This window comes from Paraburkholderia sp. BR10141 (assembly GCF_056155635.1).
Genome location: NZ_JBMIQH010000044.1, coordinates 1 through 24,302, shown reverse-complemented (window position 1 = coordinate 24,302; position 24,302 = coordinate 1). Strand labels below are relative to the sequence as shown.

General features: G+C 64.6%; 19 protein-coding genes. 2 read left to right on the top strand and 17 right to left on the bottom strand.

All coding sequences use genetic code 11. The features are described 5' to 3' along the window. Window positions 1–4 precede the first annotated feature (4 nt). From ftsA to coq7, 15 genes are all read right to left on the bottom strand, one after another. Complete coding sequence (gene ftsA, locus ACOJB8_RS36025; protein ID WP_042270315.1) at window positions 5–1,237, bottom strand: cell division protein FtsA; 1,233 nt, start codon at window positions 1,235–1,237, stop codon at window positions 5–7. 27 nt (window positions 1,238–1,264) lie between these two features. After that, window positions 1,265–2,020 carry a cell division protein FtsQ/DivIB gene (locus ACOJB8_RS36020; protein ID WP_069268491.1) on the bottom strand — a complete coding sequence of 252 codons (756 nt, stop codon included), beginning with the start codon at window positions 2,018–2,020 and terminating at the stop codon, window positions 1,265–1,267. A gap of 60 nt (window positions 2,021–2,080) precedes the next feature. Then, window positions 2,081–3,022: a D-alanine--D-alanine ligase gene (locus ACOJB8_RS36015; RefSeq protein WP_324158721.1), complete on the bottom strand. Its 942-nt coding sequence runs from the start codon at window positions 3,020–3,022 to the stop codon at window positions 2,081–2,083. Between the two features lie 5 nt (window positions 3,023–3,027). Beyond that, window positions 3,028–4,422, bottom strand: coding sequence for a UDP-N-acetylmuramate--L-alanine ligase (gene murC / locus ACOJB8_RS36010; RefSeq protein ID WP_069268489.1), 1,395 nt, complete (start codon window positions 4,420–4,422; stop codon window positions 3,028–3,030). Further along, window positions 4,419–5,522 carry an undecaprenyldiphospho-muramoylpentapeptide beta-N-acetylglucosaminyltransferase gene (gene murG, locus ACOJB8_RS36005; protein WP_368615863.1) on the bottom strand — a complete coding sequence of 368 codons (1,104 nt, stop codon included), beginning with the start codon at window positions 5,520–5,522 and terminating at the stop codon, window positions 4,419–4,421. The genes murC and murG overlap by 4 nt, the downstream gene beginning before the upstream one ends. Then, window positions 5,519–6,784, bottom strand: coding sequence for a putative lipid II flippase FtsW (gene ftsW / locus ACOJB8_RS36000; RefSeq protein ID WP_368605969.1), 1,266 nt, complete (start codon window positions 6,782–6,784; stop codon window positions 5,519–5,521). Before ftsW ends, murG begins: the two co-directional genes overlap by 4 nt. Then, window positions 6,781–8,298 carry a UDP-N-acetylmuramoyl-L-alanine--D-glutamate ligase gene (murD, locus tag ACOJB8_RS35995; protein ID WP_342948379.1) on the bottom strand — a complete coding sequence of 506 codons (1,518 nt, stop codon included), beginning with the start codon at window positions 8,296–8,298 and terminating at the stop codon, window positions 6,781–6,783. The genes ftsW and murD overlap by 4 nt, the downstream gene beginning before the upstream one ends. Window positions 8,299–8,326: 28 nt before the next feature. Further along, window positions 8,327–9,496 (bottom strand): phospho-N-acetylmuramoyl-pentapeptide-transferase, encoded by a 1,170-nt coding sequence (gene mraY / locus ACOJB8_RS35990; protein WP_069268485.1) that lies wholly within the window; start codon window positions 9,494–9,496, stop codon window positions 8,327–8,329. Between the two features lie 20 nt (window positions 9,497–9,516). After that, complete coding sequence (locus ACOJB8_RS35985) at window positions 9,517–10,941, bottom strand: UDP-N-acetylmuramoyl-tripeptide--D-alanyl-D-alanine ligase (protein ID WP_368605967.1); 1,425 nt, start codon at window positions 10,939–10,941, stop codon at window positions 9,517–9,519. Beyond that, complete coding sequence (locus tag ACOJB8_RS35980; protein WP_475016928.1) at window positions 10,938–12,488, bottom strand: UDP-N-acetylmuramoyl-L-alanyl-D-glutamate--2,6-diaminopimelate ligase; 1,551 nt, start codon at window positions 12,486–12,488, stop codon at window positions 10,938–10,940. The genes ACOJB8_RS35985 and ACOJB8_RS35980 overlap by 4 nt, the downstream gene beginning before the upstream one ends. Continuing rightward, a complete protein-coding gene (locus ACOJB8_RS35975) occupies window positions 12,485–14,377 on the bottom strand; it encodes a peptidoglycan D,D-transpeptidase FtsI family protein (protein WP_069268482.1) in 1,893 nt (630 codons plus the stop codon). The genes ACOJB8_RS35980 and ACOJB8_RS35975 overlap by 4 nt, the downstream gene beginning before the upstream one ends. Further along, entirely contained in the window at window positions 14,374–14,730 is a 357-nt protein-coding gene (gene ftsL / locus ACOJB8_RS35970; protein ID WP_028207784.1) for a cell division protein FtsL, read from the bottom strand. The genes ACOJB8_RS35975 and ftsL overlap by 4 nt, the downstream gene beginning before the upstream one ends. Beyond that, window positions 14,727–15,680 (bottom strand): 16S rRNA (cytosine(1402)-N(4))-methyltransferase RsmH, encoded by a 954-nt coding sequence (rsmH, locus tag ACOJB8_RS35965; RefSeq protein ID WP_069268481.1) that lies wholly within the window; start codon window positions 15,678–15,680, stop codon window positions 14,727–14,729. The genes ftsL and rsmH overlap by 4 nt, the downstream gene beginning before the upstream one ends. A 17-nt stretch (window positions 15,681–15,697) precedes the next feature. Beyond that, window positions 15,698–16,126 (bottom strand): division/cell wall cluster transcriptional repressor MraZ, encoded by a 429-nt coding sequence (gene mraZ, locus ACOJB8_RS35960; protein WP_028207782.1) that lies wholly within the window; start codon window positions 16,124–16,126, stop codon window positions 15,698–15,700. Window positions 16,127–16,525: 399 nt separating this feature from the next. Then, window positions 16,526–17,188 carry a 2-polyprenyl-3-methyl-6-methoxy-1,4-benzoquinone monooxygenase gene (gene coq7 / locus ACOJB8_RS35955; protein ID WP_069268480.1) on the bottom strand — a complete coding sequence of 221 codons (663 nt, stop codon included), beginning with the start codon at window positions 17,186–17,188 and terminating at the stop codon, window positions 16,526–16,528. Window positions 17,189–17,494: 306 nt separating this feature from the next. Between coq7 and ACOJB8_RS35950 the strand changes: the two genes are divergently transcribed. Further along, the gene (locus tag ACOJB8_RS35950; RefSeq protein ID WP_342948376.1) at window positions 17,495–18,691 is read left to right on the top strand and encodes a porin; all 1,197 of its coding nucleotides are present in this window, start codon (window positions 17,495–17,497) and stop codon (window positions 18,689–18,691) included. 163 nt (window positions 18,692–18,854) lie between these two features. Here ACOJB8_RS35950 and ACOJB8_RS35945 read toward each other — a convergent pair whose 3' ends face one another. After that, window positions 18,855–20,528, bottom strand: coding sequence for a long-chain fatty acid--CoA ligase (locus ACOJB8_RS35945; protein WP_069268478.1), 1,674 nt, complete (start codon window positions 20,526–20,528; stop codon window positions 18,855–18,857). Between the two features lie 148 nt (window positions 20,529–20,676). Beyond that, window positions 20,677–22,755: a molybdopterin-containing oxidoreductase family protein gene (locus ACOJB8_RS35940; protein ID WP_475016925.1), complete on the bottom strand. Its 2,079-nt coding sequence runs from the start codon at window positions 22,753–22,755 to the stop codon at window positions 20,677–20,679. Between the two features lie 179 nt (window positions 22,756–22,934). Here ACOJB8_RS35940 and ACOJB8_RS35935 point away from each other — a divergent pair, with 179 nt between their 5' ends. Continuing rightward, window positions 22,935–24,128 (top strand): M20 aminoacylase family protein, encoded by a 1,194-nt coding sequence (locus ACOJB8_RS35935; RefSeq protein ID WP_069268476.1) that lies wholly within the window; start codon window positions 22,935–22,937, stop codon window positions 24,126–24,128. The last annotated feature ends 174 nt before the right edge of the window (window positions 24,129–24,302 follow it).

Below are 24,302 nucleotides of genomic sequence, written 5' to 3'. Positions count from 1 at the left end.
GTCGTCAGAAGTTGCCGAGGAACCAGTCCTTCATGCGTGAAAAGACCTGGCCCATCGACCCCGACTGCACTGCAACCTTGCGCCCGCGCATACGCTGCGAGCGGCCTTCGACGAGCAGGCCCATCGCCGTCGAGTAGCGCGGATTGCGCACCACGTCGGCCAGACCGCCCGCGTATTCCGGCACGCCGATGCGCACCGGCTTCAGGAAAATGTCCTCGCCCAGCTCCACCATGCCCGGCATCATCGCGGCGCCGCCCGTCAGCACGACACCCGAGCTCAACAGTTCTTCGTAGCCCGACTCGCGCACCACCTGCTGCACGAGCGAAAAAAGCTCTTCCACGCGCGGCTCGATCACGGCGGCAAGCGCCTGGCGCGACAGCGTGCGCGGACCGCGCTCGCCCAGCCCCGGCACTTCGATCATCTCGTCCGGATCGGCGAGCGCCTGCTTCGCGATGCCGTAGCTCACCTTGATGTCTTCCGCGTCGGGCGTGGGCGTGCGCAGCGCCATGGCGATGTCGCTCGTCACCTGGTCGCCCGCGATCGGAATCACCGCGGTATGGCGAATCGCGCCTTCGCTGAAGATCGCGATGTCGGTCGTGCCGCCGCCGACGTCGACGAGCACCACGCCCAGTTCCTTCTCGTCCTCGGTCAGCACCGCCAGCGACGAAGCGAGCGGCTGCAGGATGAGGTCGTTCACTTCGAGACCGCAGCGGCGCACGCACTTCACGATGTTCTGCGCCGCGCTCACCGCGCCCGTCACGATATGCACCTTCACTTCCAGACGGATGCCGCTCATGCCGATCGGCTCGCGCACATCTTCCTGGCCGTCGATGATGAATTCCTGCGTGAGGATATGCAGCACCTGCTGGTCGGTCGGGATGTTGATCGCCTTCGCCGTTTCGATCACGCGCGCGACGTCCGCCTGCGTGACCTCCTTCTCCTTGATGGCAACCATGCCGCTCGAGTTGAAGCTGCGAATGTGGCTGCCCGCAATACCGGTGAATACGTTAGTGATCTTGCAGTCGGCCATGAGTTCCGCTTCTTCGAGCGCTCGCTGGATAGACTGCACAGTGGCCTCGATGTTCACCACCACGCCCTTCTTGAGACCTTTCGATTCGCTCTGGCCGAGACCGATCACTTCGTAGTGGCCTTCGCCCTTCAATTCGGCGACGACGGCCACCACCTTCGACGTCCCGATGTCGAGGCTGACCAGCAGATCCTTATAGTCTTTACTCATATCGTGCTCGTTGCGTGTGATGTCCTGTTACTTCTTGCCCGGAGCGGGCGTGTCACTGATGAAGCGCATACCGGCCGCCCTTATCGCAAACCCGTTCGGATAACGCAGGTCCGCGTATTCGATTGCTTTGCCCCAACGTTGCGTCACCGCCGACCATGCCGCGATGAGGCGGTGCGAACGCTCGCTCAGTGTGTCGGCGTTGCGCTCGCGGCCCAGCTCCACCTGCATGCCGTTCGAGAGCTTCACCGTCCATGCGTAACGCGGCGAGAGCGTCACTTCGTCGGGCGTGAGCCCGAGCGGCGCGAACCACTTCTCCAGGTCGCGGTAGCGCGCAACCACCTCGGGCGCGGTGCCGTCGGGGCCGTCGAACGCGGGCAACTCTTCGTCGAGTTCGCCCTGGTTCGCCGTGAACAGCTCGCCGTCCGTGCTCACGAGCTGATCGCTGCCCCACGTGCCCAGCGGTTTGTACTCTTCGAGCGTGACAGCCAATGCGTTGGGCCACACGCGGCGCACGCTCGCATGACGCACCCACGGCATCTGCTCGAACGCGGCACGCGCCGTATCGAGATCGACCGTGAAGAAGTTGCCCTTCAGCCGGCCGACCACGCTCGCACGCACGGTGGGCGAGTTGATGTGCTCGGTATCGCCCTCGATGCGGATCTCTCGCAGCGCGAAGTTCGGACGCTGCACGAGCCAGTAGCAGCCCGCCGCCAGCAGCGCGAGCGCGAGCAGCGCGTGCAACGCGTTGGCGGCAAGGTTGAGCTGGCGTACGTTATTCCACATTTCGAGATTGTCGGTTCACTTCCGGTTCGGCAATTCGTCAGTCAGAGATTAATCAGGGGTTCAATCTTTTAGCGTCTGTGCCAGCACGCGCACCACCAGATCGCGATACTCGATGCCTACCGAGCGCGCGGCCTTCGGCGGCAGCGAGTGATCGGTCATGCCCGGCGCCGTGTTCACTTCGAGGAAGTACGCGTTGCCTGCGCCGTCCATCATGAAATCGGCGCGGCCCCAGTCGGTGCAGCCGAGCACGTCGAATGCGCGGCGCGCGAGCTTCTTCAGTTCCGCCTCTTTCTCCGGCGCGACGCCGCAGGGAATCAGATACTGCGTCGTGTCGAGGATGTACTTCGCGTCGTAGTCGTAGAACTCACCCGCCGGCACGATCTTGATGATCGGCAGATCGAGGTCGCCCGCGATGCACGCGGTGTACTCGCCGCCGCCTTCGATGCTCTTTTCCACCAGCACGATCTTGTCGAACTTCGCGGCTTCTTCGAGCGCCGGCACGAGTTGGCTTTCCGCCTTCACCTTGATCACGGCCACGCTCGAGCCTTCGCTCGCGGGCTTCACGAAGAGCGGCAGGCCGAGCTTCGCGACGATCTGCGGCGCGCGCGCCGCGTAGTCGTCGCCGCGCAACACCGCTTCGAACGGCGGCGTGGGAATGCCGAGCTGCTGCCACACGAGCTTGCTGCGGAACTTGTCGAGCCCGAGCGCGGAGCCGAGCACGCCCGTGCCCGTATAGCGAATGCCGTAAAAGTCGAGCGCGCCCTGGATCTGGCCGTTCTCGCCGTAGCCGCCGTGCAGCGCGTTGAACGCGCGCACGAAACCTTCGTCCTTGAGCGCGGAAAGCGGGCGCTCGGACGGGTCGAACGGATGCGCGTCGATGCCGGCGCTCTGCAGCGCCTGCAGCACCAGCGTGCCCGACTTGAGCGATACCTCCCGCTCAGCGGACACGCCGCCGTACAGCACCGCGACCTTGCCAAATTGTTTCGGATCGATACTGCTCATGTCACTCACGCCTTCTGTTCCTGTTGGGCGATTCGACCCGGCACGCCGCCGATCGAACCCGCGCCCATCGTAATCACCACATCGCCGTCGCGCACGACAGCTGCGAGCGCCTCCGGCACTTCATCCACGGTCTCGACGAACACCGGCTCGACCTTGCCCGCCACGCGAATCGCGCGTGCGAGCGCGCGGCCATCGGCTGCGACGATCGGCGCTTCGCCGGCCGCATAGACATCGGTCAGCACGAGCGCATCGACGGTCGACAGCACGCGCACGAAGTCTTCGAAACAGTCGCGCGTACGCGTATAGCGGTGCGGCTGGAACGCCAGCACGAGACGGCGCTCGGGAAACGCGCCGCGCGCCGCTGCGATCGTCGCGGCCATTTCCACCGGGTGATGGCCATAGTCGTCGATCAACGTCCAGGCGCCGCCGCCGTTGACGGGAATCTCGCCATAGCGCTGAAAACGACGGCCTACGCCGTTGAATTCCGCGAGCGCGCGTTGAATATCGGCGTCCTTCACTTCGAGTTCGGTCGCGATCGCGATCGCGGCGAGCGCGTTCTGCACGTTGTGCGTGCCCGGCAGATTCAGCACGATGTCGAGCGACGGCGCGTCTTCGCGCATCACCGTGAAGTACATCTTGCCTTCTCGGGCAATCACGTTGACCGCGCGCACCTGCGCGTCGGACGCGAAGCCGTAACGGATGATCGGCTTCGAGACGAACGGCAGAATCTCCTTCACGTTCGGGTCGTCCACGCACAGCACCGCAATACCATAGAACGGCAGGCGATGCGTGAACTCGATGAACGCCTGCTTCAGGCGCGCGAAGTCGTGCCCGTAGGTGTCCATGTGATCGGCGTCGATGTTCGTAATGACTTCGATCACCGGAAACAGGTTCAGGAACGATGCGTCCGATTCGTCGGCTTCCGCCACGATGAAATCGCCCGTGCCGAGGCGCGCGTTCGCGCCCGCACTGATCAGGCGGCCGCCGATCACGAAGGTCGGATCGAGCCCGCCCGCGGCCAGCACGCTCGCCACGAGCGAGGTCGTGGTGGTCTTGCCGTGCGTGCCTGCAATTGCGATGCCCTGCTTCAGACGCATCAGTTCCGCGAGCATCACGGCGCGCGGCACGATGGGAATGCGGCGATGGCGTGCCGCGAGCACTTCGGGGTTGTCGCTGCGCACCGCGGTCGAAACGACCACGGCATTCGCGCCTTCGATGTTTTCTTCGGCATGGCCGATCGCGATGCGCGCGCCGAGCGCGGCGAGTCGATCGGTGACCCCGTTCTTCGCGAGGTCCGAGCCGCTTACCTGATAGCCGAGGTTGACGAGCACTTCGGCGATGCCGCTCATGCCCGCGCCGCCGATGCCAACGAAATGGATATGTTTGACGATGTGTTTCATTGCTTTCCTCCCGCACTTACGCCCGCCACAGCCGCGCAGATGCGCGCGACCTGATCGGCGGCGTCGGGTTTCGCGAGCGCGCGAGCGCGCCCGGCCATTTCCGCCAGCGATGTTCTGGTCTGATGCCGCAACCAGTCGGCGAGTCCTTCCGCCGTCAGGTCGCGTTGTTGCACCACGAGCGCTGCGTCCTTGTCGGCAAGGAACGCGGCGTTGGTGGTCTGGTGGTCGTCCACGGCGTAGGGAAACGGCACAAAGCATGCCGCCACGCCCACGGCCGCGATTTCGGCCACCGTCATTGCGCCCGAACGGCAGACCACGAGATCCGCGTTGCGGTAGGCGCTCGCCATGTCGTCGATGAACGGCACGAGCTGTACCGTGTCATTCAGTTCGAGTCCGGCGTCGAGATAGTTTTGACGCAAGGCGTCGATGTGCTTCGCGCCCGCCTGATGCACGATATGCGGACACTCTTGCGGCGCGAGCAGCGACAGCGCGCGCGGCACCACTTCGTTGAGCGCCGTGGCGCCGAGACTGCCGCCCACTACGAGCACGCGCAGCGGACCGCTGCGCGCGGCGTAGCGCGCCGCCGGCGCGTCGACGTGTTCGAGCGCCTCGCGGATCGGGTTGCCGGTCCACTCGGCATTCGGCAAGGCGCCCGGAAACGCCACGAGCACGCGCCTGGCCAGTTTCGCGAGCACCTTGTTCGCGAGACCCGCAATCGAATTCTGTTCATGCAGCACGAGCGGACGGCCCGAAAGCGCGCTCATCACGCCCGCCGGGAACGTGATGTAACCGCCCATGCCGAGCACGACGTCGGGCTTCACGCGGCGCAACGCCGCGAGGCTCTGCGTGCAGGCGCGCAGCAGGTTCAGCGGCAGCATCAGCTTGGTCTTGATACCCTTGCCGCGCACGCCGCCAAAGCGCACGTATTCCATCGTGATGCCGTGCTTCGGAACGAGCGTCGCTTCCATGCCTGCGGGATTGCCGAGCCACACCACGCGCCAGCCCCACTGCTCCATGCGATGCGCGACGGCAAGGCCCGGGAACACGTGTCCCCCGGTGCCGCCGGCCATCACCATGAGCGTGCGCGTTGCTGCGGTCATACCTTGCCTCCGCGCATCAAGACCCGGTTCTCGTAGTCCACACGCAACAGCAGCGCCACCGCGATGCAGTTCAGCAAGATGCCCGAGCCGCCATAGCTCACGAGCGGCAGCGTGAGACCCTTGGTCGGCAACAGCCCCAGGTTCACGCCCATGTTGATGAAGGCCTGCGCGCCGAACCACACGCCGAGTCCCTTGGCGACGAGACCCGCAAACGTGCGGTCGAGCGCGAGCGCCTGGCGGCCGATCTCGAACGAGCGGCGCACGATCCAGTAGAACAGCAGGATCACGACGAGGACGCCGACGAAACCGAGTTCCTCGCCGATGACGGCGAGAATGAAGTCGGTGTGCGCTTCCGGCAGATAGTTGAGCTTTTCGACGCTGCCGCCAAGACCCACGCCGAACCACTCGCCGCGACCGAACGCGATGAGCGAGTGCGTGAGCTGGTACGCCTTGCCCTGCGCGTAGCGGTCGTCCCACGGATCGAGGTACGCGAAGATCCGCTCGCGGCGCCACGGCGACGCCCACACGAGCAGCGTGAAGGTGCCCACTGCCGTGGCCACGAGGCCGCCGAACAGCTTGCCGTTCACGCCGCCGAGGAACAGCACGCCCATGGCGATCGCGGCGATCACCATGAATGCGCCCATGTCAGGCTCGAGCAGCAGCAGCGCGCCGACCACGCCCACAGCGAATGCCATCGGCAGGAAGCCTTTCGCGAAGCTATGCATGTATTCCTGCTTGCGCACCGTGTAGTTCGCAGCGTAGATCGTCACGGCGAGCTTCATGATTTCCGACGGCTGCATGTTCGTGACGCCGAGCGGAATCCAGCGACGCGCGCCGTTCACGCCCTTGCCGATGTGCGGAATCAGCACGACCACGAGCATGGCGAGCGAGATGAGAAAGAGCTTGGGCGCGTAACGCTCCCACGTCGAAACGGGAATACGGAACGCAACGAGCGCCGCAACGGTCGCGATCGCGAGCGAAACGAGGTGGCGCACGAGGAACGCCCAGTCGCGGTACGAGGCGTACTTGGGCGAATCAGGCATGGCGATCGAGGCGGAGTACACCATCACCACGCCGAGGCCCAGAAGCGCGATGACGGCCCACAGCAGCGAGTGGTCGTAGTCGAGCATGCGCGAGCGTCCGGGACGCACGCCGTTGACGACGCTCGCAAGACCGCCCGAGCGCGCGCCGCCGCTCGACGAGCCGCCGGCCTGGCCGTTTTCGCGCGAGAGGCGCGCACCGAATCGCTCGGACCAGCTCATATCATCGTCCCCCGTTCTGCAGCGATTGCTTCTACGGTGTCGTGGAACACGGCTGCGCGATGGGCGTAGTTGCGGAACATGTCGAGGCTCGCGCAAGCGGGCGAAAGCAGCACGACGTCACCGGGTTGCGCGAGCGCCGTCGCCGCGCGCGTGGCTTCTTCGAGCGTGGCGTGGTCGCTCATCGCGATGCCGGTTTCTTCGAGCGCCGCGCGGATCTTCGACGCGTCGCGGCCGATCAGCATCACGGCGCGGCACCAGCGCGCAACCGGCGCGACGAGCGGATCGAAGTCCTGGCCCTTGCCGTCGCCGCCGGCGATCAGCACCGTGCGCTGCGCGAGGCCGTCGAGCGCTGCCACCGTCGCGCCGACGTTCGTGCCCTTGCTGTCGTCCACGTAGTCGATGCCGTCGATCGATGCGATCAGCTCCACGCGATGCGGCTCGCCGCGATACTCGCGCAGGCCGTGCAGAAGCGGCGCGGGCGCGAGATCGATCGCGCGCGTGAGCGCGAACGCCGCGAGCGCGTTGGCCGCATTGTGCAGACCGCGAATGCGCAGGGCGTCGGCGGGCATGAGGCGCTTCATGCCGAGATTCACGGGCGCCGCTTCCTGCTGCTTGCGGCGACGCGGAGACACAGGCACGTCGGCCGCATCGAGATCGTGCGCCTGCACGAGCCACTGCATGCCGTTCTCGCGCAACAGACCCAGGTCGCCGTCGTTCTCGGGTTCGTTCAGGCCGAAGGTCACGACCTTCGCGTCGCCGCTCGCCTTCACGCTCGCGAGCGACATGACGCGGGCGTCGTCGCGGTTGAGCACGCGCGTCGTGCGCGGCCCGAAGATGCGGCCCTTCGCGGCCGCATAGGCGTCGAGGCCGCCGTGCCAGTCGAGATGGTCCTGCGTGATGTTGAGGACGGCCGCGGCGTCCGGCTCGAACGTGTGCGCCGTCTCCAGCTGGAAGCTCGACAGTTCGAGCACCCAGACGTCGGGCAGCGCGGTGTTGTCGATGGCTTCGGCGAGCTTGTCGAGCATGGCCGGGCTGATGTTGCCCGCCACCGCGACGCGCTTGCCCGCGCGCTCGCAAAGCATGCCTGTGAGGCTCGTCGTGGTGGTCTTGCCGTTCGTGCCGGTGATGGCGAGCACCTTCGGTGCGTAGCCGCTCTCGCCGAGATGGCGCAGCGCCTGCGCGAAGAGTTCGAGCTCGCCCCACACTTCGATGCCGCGCTCGCGCGCCGCCGCGATCAGCGGCACGAGATCTTCTGCGAGCGGCGAGAGGCCCGGGCTGATTGCGACGAGCTCCACGCCGTCGAGCAGCGCCGTCGTGAACGGACCGCCGACGAAATCGGCGTCGATGCCGCGCGCGGCGAGTTCGGGAAGATTGGGCGGCGCTTCGCGCGTGTCGGCAATGCGCAGGCGGCAACCATGCCGCGCGCACCAACGCGCCATCGCGAGACCCGATTCCCCGAGTCCCAGCACGAGCACCATCGGCTTTTGCCGATCCCGAAACTTCTCGCCGAACATCGCTTGCTTCCCTTGCTTACTTAGAGGCTCAACGCAGCTTGAGCGTGGACAGACCGATCAGACACAGCATCAGCGTGATGACCCAGAAACGCACGACAACCTGCGTTTCCTTCCAGCCAGACAGCTCGAAATGGTGATGCAGCGGCGCCATCTTGAAGATGCGGCGCCCTTCGCCGTAACGCTTCTTCGTGTACTTGAACCAGGTGACCTGCAGCATCACCGAGAGCGTCTCCGCAACGAAAATGCCGCCCATGATGAAGAGCACGATTTCCTGACGCACGATCACCGCAATGGTTCCCAGCGCGCCGCCGAGCGCGAGCGCGCCCACGTCGCCCATAAACACTTGCGCTGGATACGTGTTGAACCAGAGGAACGCGAGCCCTGCCCCGCCCATCGCCGAACAGAAGATGAGCAGTTCGCCGGCTCCGGCAATATGCGGAAAGAGCAGATACTTCGAGTAGACCGAGCTGCCCATCACGTAGGCGAACACGCCGAGCGACGCGCCAACGAGCACGACCGGCATGATCACGAGACCGTCGAGGCCGTCGGTGAGGTTCACGGCGTTGCTCGCGCCGACGATCACGAAGTACGTGAGCGCGATGAAGCCCCACACGCCGAGCGGATAGCTGATCGACTTGAGGAACGGCAGCAGCAAGTCGGCGCGCGCGGGCAGGCCCATCGACAGGCCGCTACGCACCCACGCCGTGAAGAGATCGAACACGCGCACGTTGCTCGCTTCGGACACACTGAACGCGAGGTACACCGCCGCGAACAGACCGATCACCGACTGCCAGAAGTACTTCTCGCGCGAAGACATGCCGCGCGGGTCCTTGTAGACGACCTTGCGATAGTCGTCGACCCAGCCGATCGCGCCGAAGCCGAACGTGACGAGCATCACGATCCAGATGAAGCGGTTCGTAAGATCGCCCCACAGCAAGGTGGAAACCGCGATGCCCAGCAGAATGAGCACGCCGCCCATGGTGGGCGTGCCGGACTTCACGAGGTGAGTTTGCGGGCCGTCCGTGCGCACGGCCTGGCCGACCTTCATTGCGGTGAGCTTGCGGATCACCCACGGGCCGAGGAAAAGCCCGATCGCCATCGCGGTGATGGTGGCCATCACCGCACGGAACGTCAGATAACTGAACACGCGCAAGAAGCTTGCGTCATTCTGCAGCCATTGCGCCAGCGCCAGTAGCATGCCTTGTATTCCTTCGTATTTCAGTGCGCACCGGACTTCGCGTCCGGCGCAGGGTTTTGCGGATTCGTGAGTGCCGCTACTACGCGCTCCATCTGCATGAAGCGCGAGCCTTTCACGAGAATCGTTGCGCCCGCGCCGTAACCGGCACCAGCCAGTGCGCGCACGAGTTCGCTCACGTCGGCGGCATGCAGCGCCTGCGCGCCGAACGCCGTCGCGCTGTCACGCGCTGCGTCGCCGAGCGTGTAGAGCGCGTCGATGCCGCGTTCCTTCGCGTAAGCGCCCACCTCGCGGTGAAAGGCGGGACCGTCGTCGCCGACTTCGCCCATGTCTCCGAGCACCAGCACGCGCGGCGACGTGCGCGAAGCCAGCACGTCGATCGCTGCACGCACCGAGTCGGGATTCGCGTTGTAGGTGTCGTCGATCACCGTCGCGCCCGTCAGCTCGCCAAGCGCCGCGCGCTTCACCTGCAAGCGGCCCTTCACCGGCTCGAACGCCTCGAGCCCGCGGCCGATCGCTTCGAGCGAGACGCCCGACGCAATCGCCGCCGCCGTGGCCGCGAGCGCGTTGTGCGCGTTGTGTGCGCCCAGCACCTTCAACTCCACTTCGAGATGGCCTTCCGGCGTCGCGATCGCGAGACGGTTGCCCGCGAGCCTGTCGACGAGCTTGCCGGTGACTGCCGCTTGAACCGCACGCGTATCGGTATGCAGCGCGAAGTCGAGGATGCGCGAACCCGTCGCCGCCACGCGCCAGATGCTCGCGTAGGCATCGTCGGCGGGAAACACCGCGACGCCCGTGGGCTTGAGCGTGTGAATCACGCTCGCATGCTCGAGCGCGACGGCTTCCACCGTCGCCATGAATTCCTGATGTTCGCGCTGCGCGTTGTTCACCACCGCGACCGTCGGCTCGGCGAATTTCGCCAGCAACTCGGTCTCGCCAGGATGATTCATGCCGAGTTCGACCACCGCCAGCCGATGAGCGCCGCTCAAACGCAGCAACGTTAACGGCACGCCGATGTCGTTATTGAGGTTTCCAGTGGTCGCGAGACGCAAATTTTCTCCAACGGCCGCCGCGAAGATCGACGCGATCATTTCCTTGACCGTCGTTTTGCCGTTACTGCCCGTCACGGCGACGAGCGGCATCGAGAAGCGGCGGCGCCAGCCGAGCGCGAGCGCGCCGAGCGCCTTGCGCGTGTCGTCCACGCGCAGCGCGGGGATGCGCCAGTCGCCGGGGCTGCGCGAAACGAGCGCCGCGCTCACCTGGCGGTTCGCGACCTCGCCGAGAAAGTCGTGCGCGTCGAAGCGGTCGCCCTTGAGCGCGACGAAGAGATCGCCGGGGCCCGTGGTGCGGCTGTCGGTCGAAATGCGCTCGAACGTGGCGTTCTCGTCGCCGAGTACGCTCGCGCCGGGAATCAGCGCCGCGGCTTCCCGCAGGGAAAGCATCGTCATTCACCACCTCCGCGCCCGTGCGTGGCACGGGCGGCGAGTGCAAGCCGCGCGTGGTCCTGATCGGAGAACGCGCGCTTCTTGCCCATGATTTCCTGGGTCGCCTCGTGGCCTTTGCCGGCCAGCACGACGACGTCTTCGCGCGCCGCGCCGCGCACCGCCTGCAGGATCGCACTCGCGCGATCCTCGATGCGGCGCGCCTTCGCGGCGTCGCGCATGCCTTGCGCGATCTGCTCGATGATCGCGGCCGGCGACTCGCTGCGCGGGTTGTCGCTCGTCACGACGACCTGGTCGGCGAGGCGTTCCGCGATCGCGCCCATGAGCGGGCGCTTGGTCGCGTCGCGATCGCCGCCGCAGCCGAACATGCAGACGAGCTGGCCGCCGCGTGCGGCCGCCATCGGGCGCAGCGCTTCGAGCGTTTTTTCGAGCGCGTCCGGCGTATGCGCGTAATCGATCACGATGAGCGGCTCGTCGTGATCGGCGCGGCCGCCAAGACGCTCCATGCGGCCGTTCACCGGCTGCAGCTTCGAGATCTCGTTGAGCGCCGCGACGAGCGGCACGTTCGCCGCAAGCAGCGCGCCGAGCACGCCGAGCAGATTGCTCACGTTGAAGAGGCCGAGAACATGCGCCTCGACTTGCGCCTCGCCCCAATCCGACGTTTCCAGATGAAACGCCGTGCCGGTGGCGGTCGCGCGCACGTCGTTCGCGCGCAGCCACGCGTCGGCGACGGGTGCGTCGGCGGCGGGCGTCGCCACGCCATACGCAATCGTGCGAGCCGTGCCGCGCGTCGCGGCGATCAGGCGGCGGCCCGCTGCGTCGTCGGTGTTGATGATCGCGGCGCGCAGGCCCGGCCATGCAAACAGACGCGCCTTCGCGGCCTCGTAGGCCTCGAACGTGTGGTGATAGTCGAGATGGTCTTGCGTGAGATTCGTGAAGACGCCAATGTCGAACGACGTGCCGTTCACGCGGCCCTGATGCAGCGCGTGCGAGGAGACTTCCATCGCGATCGCCTGTGCGCCAGCACCGCACAATTGCGCGAGGCTGCGCTGCAACTGCGGCGCGTCGGGCGTGGTGAAGCCCGTATGCACGAGCTGACCCGGAAAGCCCGTGCCCAGCGTGCCGACGATCGCGCACTTCTGGCCGATGGCCGTCAACGCCGAGGCGATCCACTGGCTGCACGACGTCTTGCCGTTTGTTCCCGTCACGCCGACCACGAGCATGGCATCGCTCGGGTCGCCATACCAGCCGCTGGCGATTTCGCCCGCGAGCGCGTCGAGCTGCGGTACAGCCAGCGCAATCGACGCGTCGAGCTTCTCGCCCGCATACCCTTCCGGCTGATACAGCACGGCTGCAGCGCCCCGCTCGATCGCGTTGGCGATGTGCGGGCGGCTGTCCGCGCCCTCGACGGCGTAGGCGAGAAACACATCGCCCGGCTTGAGCGAGCGCGTATCGGCGTGCAGGCCCGCTTCTGGCGCGACGTGCGCGCGCAGCCATGCGAGCGCGTCCGCGATCTGCCGGTGCGCGGGATGCTGGTTGCGCGTGGCGCTCATCGGACGACTCCGGGTCGATTTTTCGCGTTGTCCGCGACGGTCATGTGATGCGCGGCTGCGGCGCTTTTCGCGGTAGGCGTGTTCGCCGCGTGCTTCACGGGCGCAGCGGGCGCGTTCGCGACGGCCGGGGCCGAGGCGGCGGCGCTGTTATCCTCGACGACGAGCTGCTTCACCGGCATATCCGGCGGAACGTTGAGCGAGCGCAGCGTATCGCCGACGATGCCCGAGAACACCGGACCCGACACGGCACCGCCGAAGTGGCTGCCGGCCGTCGGTTCGTCGACCGTGACGGCCACGACGATGCGCGGATTCGGCATCGGCGCCATGCCGACGAACGACGCGCGGTATTTCGAATGATCGTAGCCGTGCGGGCCGTGCTTGTACGCCGTACCGGACTTGCCGCCCACGCGGTAGCCGGGCACGGCGGCGTCGGGCGAAGTGCCGTCCTTCGACACCACGCTCTCCAGCATCGTGCGCACTTCACGCGCCGTGGTCGGCGCGAAGACCTGGGTGCCCTGCACCGGCTGCGTGTCGCCGGGGTGGCGGAAGATCGTGACCGGCAGAATCTGGCCGTCGTGCGCGATCGCCGTGTACGCGCGCGCGAGCTGGAACAGCGAAACGGAGAGGCCGTAGCCGTAGGACATCGTCGCCTGCTCGATGCGGCGCCAGCTTTTCCACGGACGCAAACGGCCCGCCGCCGCGCCGGGGAACCCGACCTTCGGCGCCTGACCGAGACCGATGCTGGTGTACATGTCCCACATTTCTTCGGGCTTGAGCGTCATCGCGATCTTGGTCGCGCCGATGTTGCTCGACTTCTGGATCACGCCGCCCACCGTCAGCACGCCAAAACCGGCGTCGTCGGTGATGGTCGCACCGTCGAGGGTGAAGTGGCCCGCGCCCGTATCCACCAGTGTACTCGGCGAGACGCGGTGCAGATCCAGCGCAAGCGACACCGTGAAGGGCTTCATGATCGAACCCGGCTCGAACACGTCGGTGAGGATGCGGTTGCGAAGCTGCTCGCCCGTGAGATGCGAGCGGTCGTTCGGGTTGTAGGTCGGATAATTCACGAGCGCGAGCACTTCGCCCGTGCGCACGTCCACCACCACCGCAGCGCCGGCCTTGGCCCTGAACTTCTCGACGGCAGCCTTCAGGTTCGAATAGGCGATGTACTGAATCTTGCTGTCGATCGACAGTTCGACGTCCTTGCCATCGTGGGGCACGACCGTCTCGTCGACGTCCTCGACGATGTGGCCCATGCGGTCCTTGATGACGTGGCGAATGCCCGGCACGCCCGCGAGCACCTTCTGGTCCGACAGCTCGACGCCTTCCTGGCCCTCGTCCTCGACGTTGGTGAAGCCGATCAAGTGCGCGGTGACGTCGCCTTCCGGATAGAAGCGCTTGTATTCGTTGCGCTGGTAAATACCCGGAATGTCGAGCGCCGTCACTTTCTGCGCGACGTCGAGCGGCACCTGGCGCTTCACATAGACGAAGGTCTTGTCTTCGTGGAGCTTCGCACGCAACTCTTTCGTGTTCATGCCGAGCAGCGCGCCGAGCTGGTTGAGCTTGTCGGCGCCGAGATCGTCGGGCACGGCTTCGGGAATCGCCCAGATCGCGCGCACGGGCAGGCTCGTGGCGAGCACGAGGCCGTTACGGTCGAGAATCTTGCCGCGCGTGGCCGGTAACTCGATCGTGCGCTGGTAGCGGCTTTCGCCCTGCTTCTGATAGAACGCGTTGCCTGGCCCCTGAATCCAGAATGCGCGCGCGGCAAGCGCGACGAACGCCATGAAGAGCAGGAATACGACGAGCTTCGAGCGCCACATCGGCAGGCGCACGGAGAGAATGGGGTTGGCGCTGAAGGCAACGCTCTTGCGGCGATTGTCCTTTTTCATCGCGTGCCTCCGCGGCGGGCAGGCGTAGGCGCGGCGCCCTGCGGGGGCGCCGAGGTCGGCACGGGTGCGTCGACGGCGGTTGCGCTGCCGGGCGCGAGCGTCAGATATTGCGTGCGTCCGGTCGTGACGGGCTGCATCTTGAGCGAGTCGGTGGCGATCTGTTCGATGCGCGACGTTCTCGACAGCGCGCTCTGCTGATATTGAAGCTGTGCGTAGTCCTGCTGAAGCTGATGCTCCTGCGACTGCGCACGTTGCAACTGGATGAAGATCTGGCGCTGCTGATTGGTGGCGTTCACGACGGAAAGCGCGCACCCCATGACGACGATCAGCAGGAAGATGTTCAGACGATTCATGGCGTGACGCGCTCCGCGGTGCGCATCACGGCCGAGCGGGCGCGCGGATTCGCGGCGACTTCTTCGTCGCTCGCGAATACGCGGCCGAGCAGCTTGAGCGGCGGGCTCGGCAGGTCGACGGCGCGGATCGGCAAGCGGCGATCGACCGCCGGCGCGCTTGCGTGCGCCTGCATGAACCGCTTGACGATCCGGTCTTCGAGCGAATGAAAGCTGATGACCACCAGCCGCCCCCCCTGTTCCAGCAACGACAGTGCTGCTTCTAGAACGACCTGCAGCTCCGCAAGCTCTTGATTGACGTGAATCCGTATAGCTTGAAAGGTGCGGGTTGCCGGGTCCTTACCCTTCTCACGGGTTTTGACGACGTTAGCCACGATTTGGGCAAGCTCGCCCGTGCTGTCGAGAGGCCCGAGACGGTCGGACTCTGCCCGGCGAGCAACAAGCGCCTTTGCAATCTGAAAAGCAAACCGTTCTTCCCCATAATCCCGAATTACCTCCGTCAGTTCCTGCAACGTGGCCCGAGCGAGCCAGTCAGCGGCGGACTCGCCGCGCGTCGGGTCCATCCGCATGTCGAGCGGGCCATCCGCGCGGAAACTGAAACCGCGCTGCGGATCGTCGAACTGCGGCGACGACACGCCAAGGTCCAGCAATATTCCCGACACACGCCCTACCCCGCGCGACGCGAGCTCGTCGCGCAGCGAAGCAAAACTCTCATGCACGATCGAGAACCGCGCGTCGTTCACGGTTTGCGCCGTCGCGATCGCCAGCGGGTCCTTGTCGAACGCGATCAGGCGCCCGGCCTCGCCGAGACGCCCGAGGATCGCGCGACTGTGCCCGCCGCGACCGAACGTGCCGTCCACATAGACGCCGTCCGCGCGCGTGACCAGCGCGTTCACCGCTTCGTCTAGCAGCACCGTGCGATGCTGCAGTCCCTGTCCCATCGCAGATGCCATAGCGTTTTGAACCGCGATCAGAACGTGAAATTTTTCAAGGCGTCGGGCATGCCCTGCGCCATCGCCGCCTGTTCCTTGGCGGCGTAGGTCTGCGCATCCCACAACTCAAAATGACTACCCATGCCGAGCAGCATGACTTCCTTTTCCATTCCTGCCGCCAGACGCAATTCAGGTGAGACGAGCACGCGGCCAGCACTATCGACATCGACGTCGGACGCATTGCCCAGAAAAATACGGCGCCACCAGTGCGCGTCCATCGGCAACGCGGCGACCTTCGAGCGGAACACTTCCCATTCGGGGCGCGGAAATAGCAACAGGCAGCCGTCCGGGTGCTTGGTGATCGTCACCCGTCCTTCTGCCTGTTGTTGCAGCGCTTCCCGATAGCGAGACGGAATCGACATCCGTCCTTTCGCATCGAGTGTTAGCGCCGACGCCCCCTGGAACAATTTGCTCCCCCTTATGCGGCGCTTTTGGCCGCCCGCCTAAATCCCGGAAAATCTACCTGAATACGCGCCTGAAATCACACAAAAATACACTTTCTCACACTGTCTCCCACTTTAGAGGAACGCCCAACGAGGGTCAAGGGAGACCGGACGTTTTTTGACGAAATTTATCCGCTAGAACAAGGACTTAGCGGCACTTGTTGAAGTCGCGACAAAAGCCAAAAACCGTTATGAATGAATGAGCTAACGCAGGTTCTGAAGGTGATACGTGAAAAGCGCGGCGATAAACGGCCTACGGAGGGATCGAGCGGGGGGCTTGCGGGGATTAAAACCGGGGGCTGAAAGCTCTGAAAGATTAATCCGAGTATGGACCGACAGCGATTGCCGGCCCATACGCATTAATCAGATGTAGTAGGCGGTTCGCGTCATCACTTTCGATGCTACACGCATTAGCGAACGCACCGGCAAAGGCAATTCGACTCCGCCCAGATCGGCGGCCGATTTTGCGTGCGAGATTTCGTCGGCGCGCATTTGCTCGACGACCGCGCGCGACTCGAGATCGGCGGGCGGCAAGCTGTCGAGGTGGCTGTCGAGATGATGCTCGACCTGGCGCTCGGTTTCGGCCATGAAGCCGAGGCTCACCTTGTCACCCAGGCGGCCGGCGGCGAAGCCGATCGCGAGCGCGCCTGCGTACCAGAGCGGATTGAGCAGGCTCGGACGCGAGTCGAGCGCCTGTAGCCGGCGCGAGGTCCACGCGAGGTGGTCCTCTTCCTCGCGCGCGGCTTGCTCGAAGGCCGCCCTGAGCGAGGGCGAGCGCGCCGAGATTTTCTGCGCCTGATACAGCGCCTGCGCGCACACTTCGCCGACGTGATTGACGCGCATGAGGCCGGCGGCGTGCGTGCGCTCGGCAGGCGTGAGTTCGCTGCCGGCTGGTACGGCATCGCCCTCGGGCGTCACTTCGATGGTCACGGGGGAAGGCTGCGGCATCGGACGCGTCATGCGCGACACGCCGGTGAGAGAGCGCAGGCCCCGGTCGAATTCGGTAATCAAGTCATCTAGCGTCATCCAGCCTCCCTTTCATTTCGTTGGCGAGCCGGATTGGTCGCTCGCCCGGACTGCCCTTTCACCACTACACAAACTCACGGACATCCGTCAATCCGGGGCAGCGCCGATAGATAGCTGCATATTCTAGACCATGTTGTGTAAACGAAACAGGTACTTAGCGAGGCCCAGGCTTTTCCTTTGTGACTGTTAACCCTTTTGTTACATTACGTGCAACTTCTCGCGAAGTTAGAAGGACAGGACCCCGCACTATAAAAAACCGGTCCCGTTAAAAGACGCAAAAGATTCGCAAACACTGGAGATCATTCAATGAAGAAGTCGCTTCTCGCGCTGGCTGCGCTGGGCGCGTTCGCGGGCGTTGCTCACGCCCAGAGCAGCGTCACGCTGTATGGCATCATCGACGAAGGTTTCAACATCAACACGAATTCGGGTGGCAAGCACCTGTACAACCTGTCGAGCGGCGTGATGCAAGGCAGCCGTTTCGGCCTGCGCGGCGCTGAAGACCTCGGCGGCGGCCTGAAGGCAGTCTTCGTGTTGGAAAACGGCTTTGACGTGAACACCGGCAAGCTCGGCCAGGGCGGCCTGATGTTCGGTCGTCAGGCTTACGTTGGTCTCTCGAGCTCGCAGTTCGGCACGGTCACGCTGGGTCGCCAGTACGACTCCGTCGTCGACTACGTCGGCCCGCTCGAAGCAGGCGATCAGTGGGGTGGCTACATCGCTGCTCACCCGCAGGATCTGGACAACTTCAACAACGCCTACCGTACGAACAACACGGTCAAGTTCACCAGCGCCAACTACGCTGGCCTGACGTTCGGCGGCACGTACAGCTTCGGCGGCCAGGCAGGCGACTTCTCGGCGAACCAGATCTGGTCGTTGGGCGCTGGCTACAACAACGGTCCCCTCGTCCTCGGCGTTGGATACTTGAACGCACGCACGCCGAACGCTACCGGCGGCCTGTTCAACAACGGCGGCACCGCCTCGCCGCAGACGGGTGTAAAGGGTGTTACGGGCACTTCGTTCAATCCGGTGTACGGCGGCTTCGCATCGGCCAACACGTACCAGGTCATCGGCGCAGGCGGCGCATACACGTTCGGCGCAGCAACGCTCGGCCTGACGTACTCGAACGTCAGCTTCCGCAACCTCGGCCAGACGTCGACCTCGCTGTTCCAACGCGGCACGAATGCCAACTTCAACAACGTCGAAGCGAACATCAAGTACCAGTTCACGCCGGCCCTGCTGGCAGGCTTCGCGTTCGACTTCACGGACGGCAGCAGCGTCACGCGTGCGAACGGCACGAGCGAAAGCGGCGCGAAGTACTTCCAGTACGCACTGGGCACGGACTACTTCCTGTCGAAGCGCACGGACGTCTACCTGATCGGCGTGTACCAGCACGCTACGGGCTCCGACTCGACGGGCAACACCGCTGTCGCGTCGATCAACGGCCTGACGCCGTCGAGCACGAACAACGTGTTCACGGCTCGCGTTGGTATCCGTCACAAGTTCTAAGAAGAACAGTCGCTGTAATCTCGAAGGCGCCTCCGGGCGCCTTTTTTCTTGGGTGCGTTTTGTCGTTTCGCCACAGTGCACACGACAAAAAAGCAGCCTGCCCTCGACGGGCAGGCCGCTCTTCGCTTTTGACTCGCTGGACTTTCGCTTCGCTCTTGCGTTTTCAGGCGCGACCGTCGCGCAGCTCGCGGCGCAGGATCTTGCCGACGTTGCTCTTGGGCAGATCGTTGCGGAACTCGATGATCTTCGGCCGCTTGTAGCCGGTGAGCTGCGTCTTGCAGTACTCGAACACGTCCTTGTCGGTGAGCGCCGGGTCCTTCTTGACGATATAGAGCTTCACCGCCTCGCCCGAATTCTGGTCCGGCACGCCCACCGCCGCCACTTCGAACACGCCCGGCAGCTTGGCCACGACATCCTCGACCTCGTTCGGATACACATTGAAGCCCGAGACCAGAATCATGTCCTTCTTGCGGTCGACGAGCTTGATGTAGCCGCGCGCGTTGATGAGACCGATGTCGCCCGACTTGAAGTAGCCGTCCGGCGTCATGACCTTCGCCGTTTCTTCGGGCCGCTGCCAGTAGCCCGCCATCACCTGCGGCCCACGGATGCAGATCTCGCCCGCCTCGCCGATCGGCAGTTCGTTGCCGGCGTCGTCGCGAATCGAGATTTCAGTGGAAGGCAGCGGCAAGCCGATCGTGCCGGTGTATTCCGTCGCCGTGACCGGATTGCAGGTCACGCTGGGTGAGGTTTCCGAAAGGCCGTAGCCTTCGACGATCGGCGTATGCGTGCGCTCGTACCAGCGCTTGGCCACCGCTTCCTGCACCGCCATGCCGCCGCCGTTCGCAACGAGCAGGTGCGTGAAGTCCAGATTGCCGAATTCCGGATGGTTGAGCATCGCGTTGTAGAGCGTATTCACCGCGGGGAAACACGTGATCGAGTACCCGCGCAGCTCTTTGATCATGCCCGCGATATCGCGCGGATTCGGAATCAGGATCGCGAGACCGCCGGTGCGCAGCGTCAGCAGCCCGCAAACGGTCAGGGCGAACACGTGATAAAGAGGCAGCGCCGCGACCGTCACCGGTTGCGTACCGGACGGCAATTTCGCCAGCGCGGGCTCGGTCCATGCCGCCGACTGCAGCACGTTGGCGATCAGGTTGCGATGCAGCAGCGTCGCCCCCTTGGCCACACCGGTCGTGCCGCCCGTGTACTGCAGGAAGGCGACGTCCTCGGGCGTCTGTTCGACGCGCTTGAAGCCAGTGCGCGCACCTTCGGCGAGCGCGTCGTTGAAGCGCACGTGGCCGGGCAGGTTCCAGGCAGGCACCATCTTCTTCACGCTTCGCACGACAAAGTTGACGATGAAGCCCTTCGCGCCAAGGAGGTCGCCCATCGCCGCGACCAGCACGTGCTTCACGCGCGTATTGGCGACGACCGCGCTTACGGTTCCGGCAAAATTCTCGAGGACGACGATCGCCTCGGCTCCGCTGTCCTTCAACTGGTGTTCGAGTTCGCGCGGCGTGTAGAGCGGATTGACGTTCACGACGACATACCCCGCGCGCAGCACTGCGGCGAGCGCGACCGGATACTGGAGCACGTTGGGCATCATGAGCGCGATGCGCGCACCACGTGCGATGCCGCGCGACTGGAACCACGCGGCCAGACGCTGGGAGAGCTGGTCCAGCTCGCCGTAGGTGATCGTCTTGCCCATGCAGGCGAAAGCGGGCTTTGCACGGAATTCGCTGAAGCTCTCCTCGAGCAGCGCAGTGATGGACGCGTAACGGCTTGCGTCGATTTCAGCGGGAACGCCGGGCGGGTACGATTTCAGCCAGACTTTTTCCATGCAGCGTCTCCTCCTTGATTTTTCGAATGGTCGTGCTAAAAAATTGGATCGTAGCATGGCGACCCAGCTTTTATGTCAGCAAATCAGCGAGTTAGAAAGGCCCCTCGAACGCACGTTGCGGGGCGGCTAGCGGTAGCTTGAGGCGCTTTCAGGCGCGCTCGACCTCGACGAGGCAGTCATAGAAAGTCGCTGAGCCGCCAAGATCGGTAAGCGCCTGGCTCGTCACTTCGTTGGCGTTGCGGCCATCCGGCGCAAGCTTCTTCCACCAGATCGACAGGCCGACCACGAGACCGCTGCGCGCCCGATCGGTCACACGCGCCCGCGCGCGCATCGAGCCGCGGTCGTTGAACACGCGAACCTCGTCGCCGTCAGCAATCTCGCGGCGGGCGGCGTCGGCCGGATGGAGGTCCACGTGCGGCTCCCCTTCGGTCGCGCGCAAGCTTTCCACGTTCACGAAGGTGCTGTTCAGGAAGTTGCGCGCAGGCGGCGAGATCATCGCGAGCGGATAACGCGCGGCGAGTTCGGGCGCGCCGTCCGTCGACTCGTGCGGCGGCAGGTAATCGGGCAGCGGATCGAGCCCGGCCTTCGCAAGCGCCTCGCTATGGAACTCGCACTTGCCCGTCGGCGTGCGAAAACCGCCGTTCGCAAACGGCGCTTCGGCGATGTTCAGCTTCAGCCAGCCTTCGCGCTTGAGCGCCGCCCAGTCGGCGCCGCCCAGTGCGGGATCGTTCCAGTCGAATGCATGGGCCGCCACGTCTTCATCGCTTTCGAACAGCGCCGGCTCTGTCAGACCCATCGCGCGTGCGATGCAGCGGAAGATTTCGGTATTCGGCCGCGCCTCGCCAACGGGCGCGATGGCCGGCAAGTTCGCCATGACGTGCGTGTGGCCGTACGACTTGTGGACGTCGAGATGTTCGAGCTGGGTCGTGGCCGGCAGCAGTAGATCGGCGTAATCGGCGGTGTCGGTCTGGAACTGCTCGAGCACGATCGTAAAGAGGTCCTCGCGCGCGAAGCCAGCCGCGACCTTCGCCGACTCGGGCGCAACCGCAACGGGATTCGAGTTGTAGACGACGATCGCTTCGACCTTCGGCCCGAATGCGGCGTCGCCTTCGTGCGTGAGCGCGTTGCCAATCTGGTTCATGTTGACGATGCGCGGCTGATGCTGCGGCCAGCCCGGGATCAGATCCGGACGCTGGAGCGCGTTCGCATCGACGGGCGCCCAGCCAGACGACGAAAGCAGCACGCCGCCCGCGCGCTCGCGCCATGCACCGGTCAACGCGGGCAGGCAGGCGATGGCACGCACGGCGTTGCCGCCGCCGCGCACGCGCTGCAGGCCATAGTTCATGCGAATTGCCGCCTTGCGCGTCGAGGCGTAGAGGCGCGCGAGATCGACGACTGCCTGCTCCTCGATGCCGCAGATCGCGGCGACACGTGCGGGCGTATAGGTCAGCGCACGCGCCTTCAGCGCGTCGAAGCCGTGCGTGTGGGCCGCAATGTAATCGTGATCGAGACGGTCCTCGGTGATCAGTACGTGCATCATGCCGAGCGCGAGTGCGCCGTCCGTGCCGGGCTTGAGCGCAATGTGCTGATGGCACTTTTCGGCCGTCAGCGAGCGATAGGGGTCGATCGCGATCAGCTTCGCGCCGTTGCGTTTCGCTTCCTGCGCGCGGGTCCAGAAGTGCAGGTTCGACGCAATAGGGTTGGCGCCCCAGATCAGGATCACTTCGCTTTCCGCGAAATACTCGGTGAGCATGCCGAGGCTCGAGCCGAACGTATAACGCAGGCCGGCGGCGCCTGCCGCCGCGCAGATCGCGCGATCGAGACGCGATGCGCCGAGCTTGTGGAAGAAGCGCTGGGCGATGCTATCGCCCTGAACGAGTCCCATCGTGCCGGCATAGCTGTACGGCAGGATCGCTTCGGGCGCGCGCCGCGCGATTTCGCTGAGGCGTTCGGCTGCGATGCGACAGGCTTCCTCCCAGCTGATCGGCTCGAAACGCCCTTCCCCCTTGCGCCCCACACGCTTCATCGGCTGCGTCAAACGTTTCGGATGATGGACGCGCTCCGCATAGCGGGTCACCTTCGTGCACAGCACGCCTTGCGTGGGCGGGTGGTCGGGGTCGCCGCTCACCTTGATCGCCCGGCCATTTTCGACGCTCACGCGCATCGCGCAGGTATCGGGACAATCGTGCGGGCAAACTGCACGGGCAAATTCGGCTGGGGCGTTCATCGGAAATCCGTGGGTGAGGCGTTTTGTCGTAAAAGCGATTTTATTATGTTCGGGGTGCGAGCCCTGTACGCACCCTGTCGGTTGGCGCGAAAAAAAAGGTTCGGCGTAGAATGGTCCGTCTAGACCCGGCCTATTTTGGAGACGAAGGCCGGGCGACCACTTTTCGAGCACCGTCCGCCATGAAACTGATCCCGGAAATCCAGGCCGCCCAAGGCGAAATTCAGGGCCTCCGACGAACGATCCACGCGCATCCCGAACTTCGCTACGAAGAAACCCAAACCTCCGACCTCGTTGCGGCAAAGCTCACGGAATGGGGCATTGAAGTGCATCGCGGCATGGGCCAAACCGGCGTTGTCGGCGTGCTCAAACGCGGCACCGGCAAACGGATGGTCGGATTACGCGCCGATATGGACGCGTTGCCGATCCAGGAACTCAATACGTTCGACCATCGCTCGCGCAACGAAGGCAAGATGCACGCGTGCGGCCACGACGGCCATACCGCGATGCTGCTTGGCGCGGCGCAATATCTCGCGCGGCACGGACAGTTCGACGGCACGATCGTCTTCATTTTCCAGCCCGCCGAAGAAGGCGGCGCCGGCGCGAAAGCCATGATCGAAGATGGCCTCTTCAAACAATTTCCTGTGGACGCCGTATTCGGCATTCATAACTGGCCGGGCATGCCAGCCGGCTACTTCGGCGTGACCGAAGGGCCGATTATGGCCTCGAGCAACGAATTCCGCATTGAAATCAAGGGTGTAGGTTCGCACGCCGCGTTACCGCACAACGGCCGCGATCCGGTCTTCACGGCGGTGCAGATCGCGAACGGGTTGCAGAGCATCATCACGCGCAACAAGAAGCCGCTCGATACGGCCGTGCTCTCGATCACGCAGATTCATGCGGGCGACGCGGTCAACGTGGTACCGAATACGGCGTGGATCGCGGGAACGGTGCGTACCTTCACGACGGAAACGCTGGATCTGATCGAATCGCGACTGCGCAAGATCGCCGAGAGCACAGCTGATGCGTACGACTGCTCGGTCGACATCACCTTCCATCGCAACTATCCGCCGACGGTGAACAGCAGCGCGGAGGCGCAATTCGCCGCGGAGGTCATGCGCGAGGTTGTCGGCGCCGATCACGTCGATGCGAACGTCGAACCGACCATGGGCGCCGAGGACTTCTCGTTCATGCTGCTGGAGAAACCGGGCTGCTACGCGTTTCTCGGCAACGGCGAAGGCGGTCACCGTGATGCAGGGCACGGCGCAGGCCCTTGCATGCTGCACAACGCGAGCTATGACTTCAACGATCAACTGCTGCCGGTTGGTTCGTCGTTTTGGGTGCATCTGGCGACGAAATTTCTGGCGCAGCAGTAATTCGAGGCACCAACGCAAAAAGCCGTCCATTGGACGGCTTTTTTGTTTTCTGCATCTGAAGAAGCGCAAACGCCAGAACCCCGGTTCTCTTTCGGAGACACCGGGGTTCTGGACTTGCTGCATAAGGAGCCTGACGATTACCTACTTTCACACGGGCAATCCGCACTATCATCG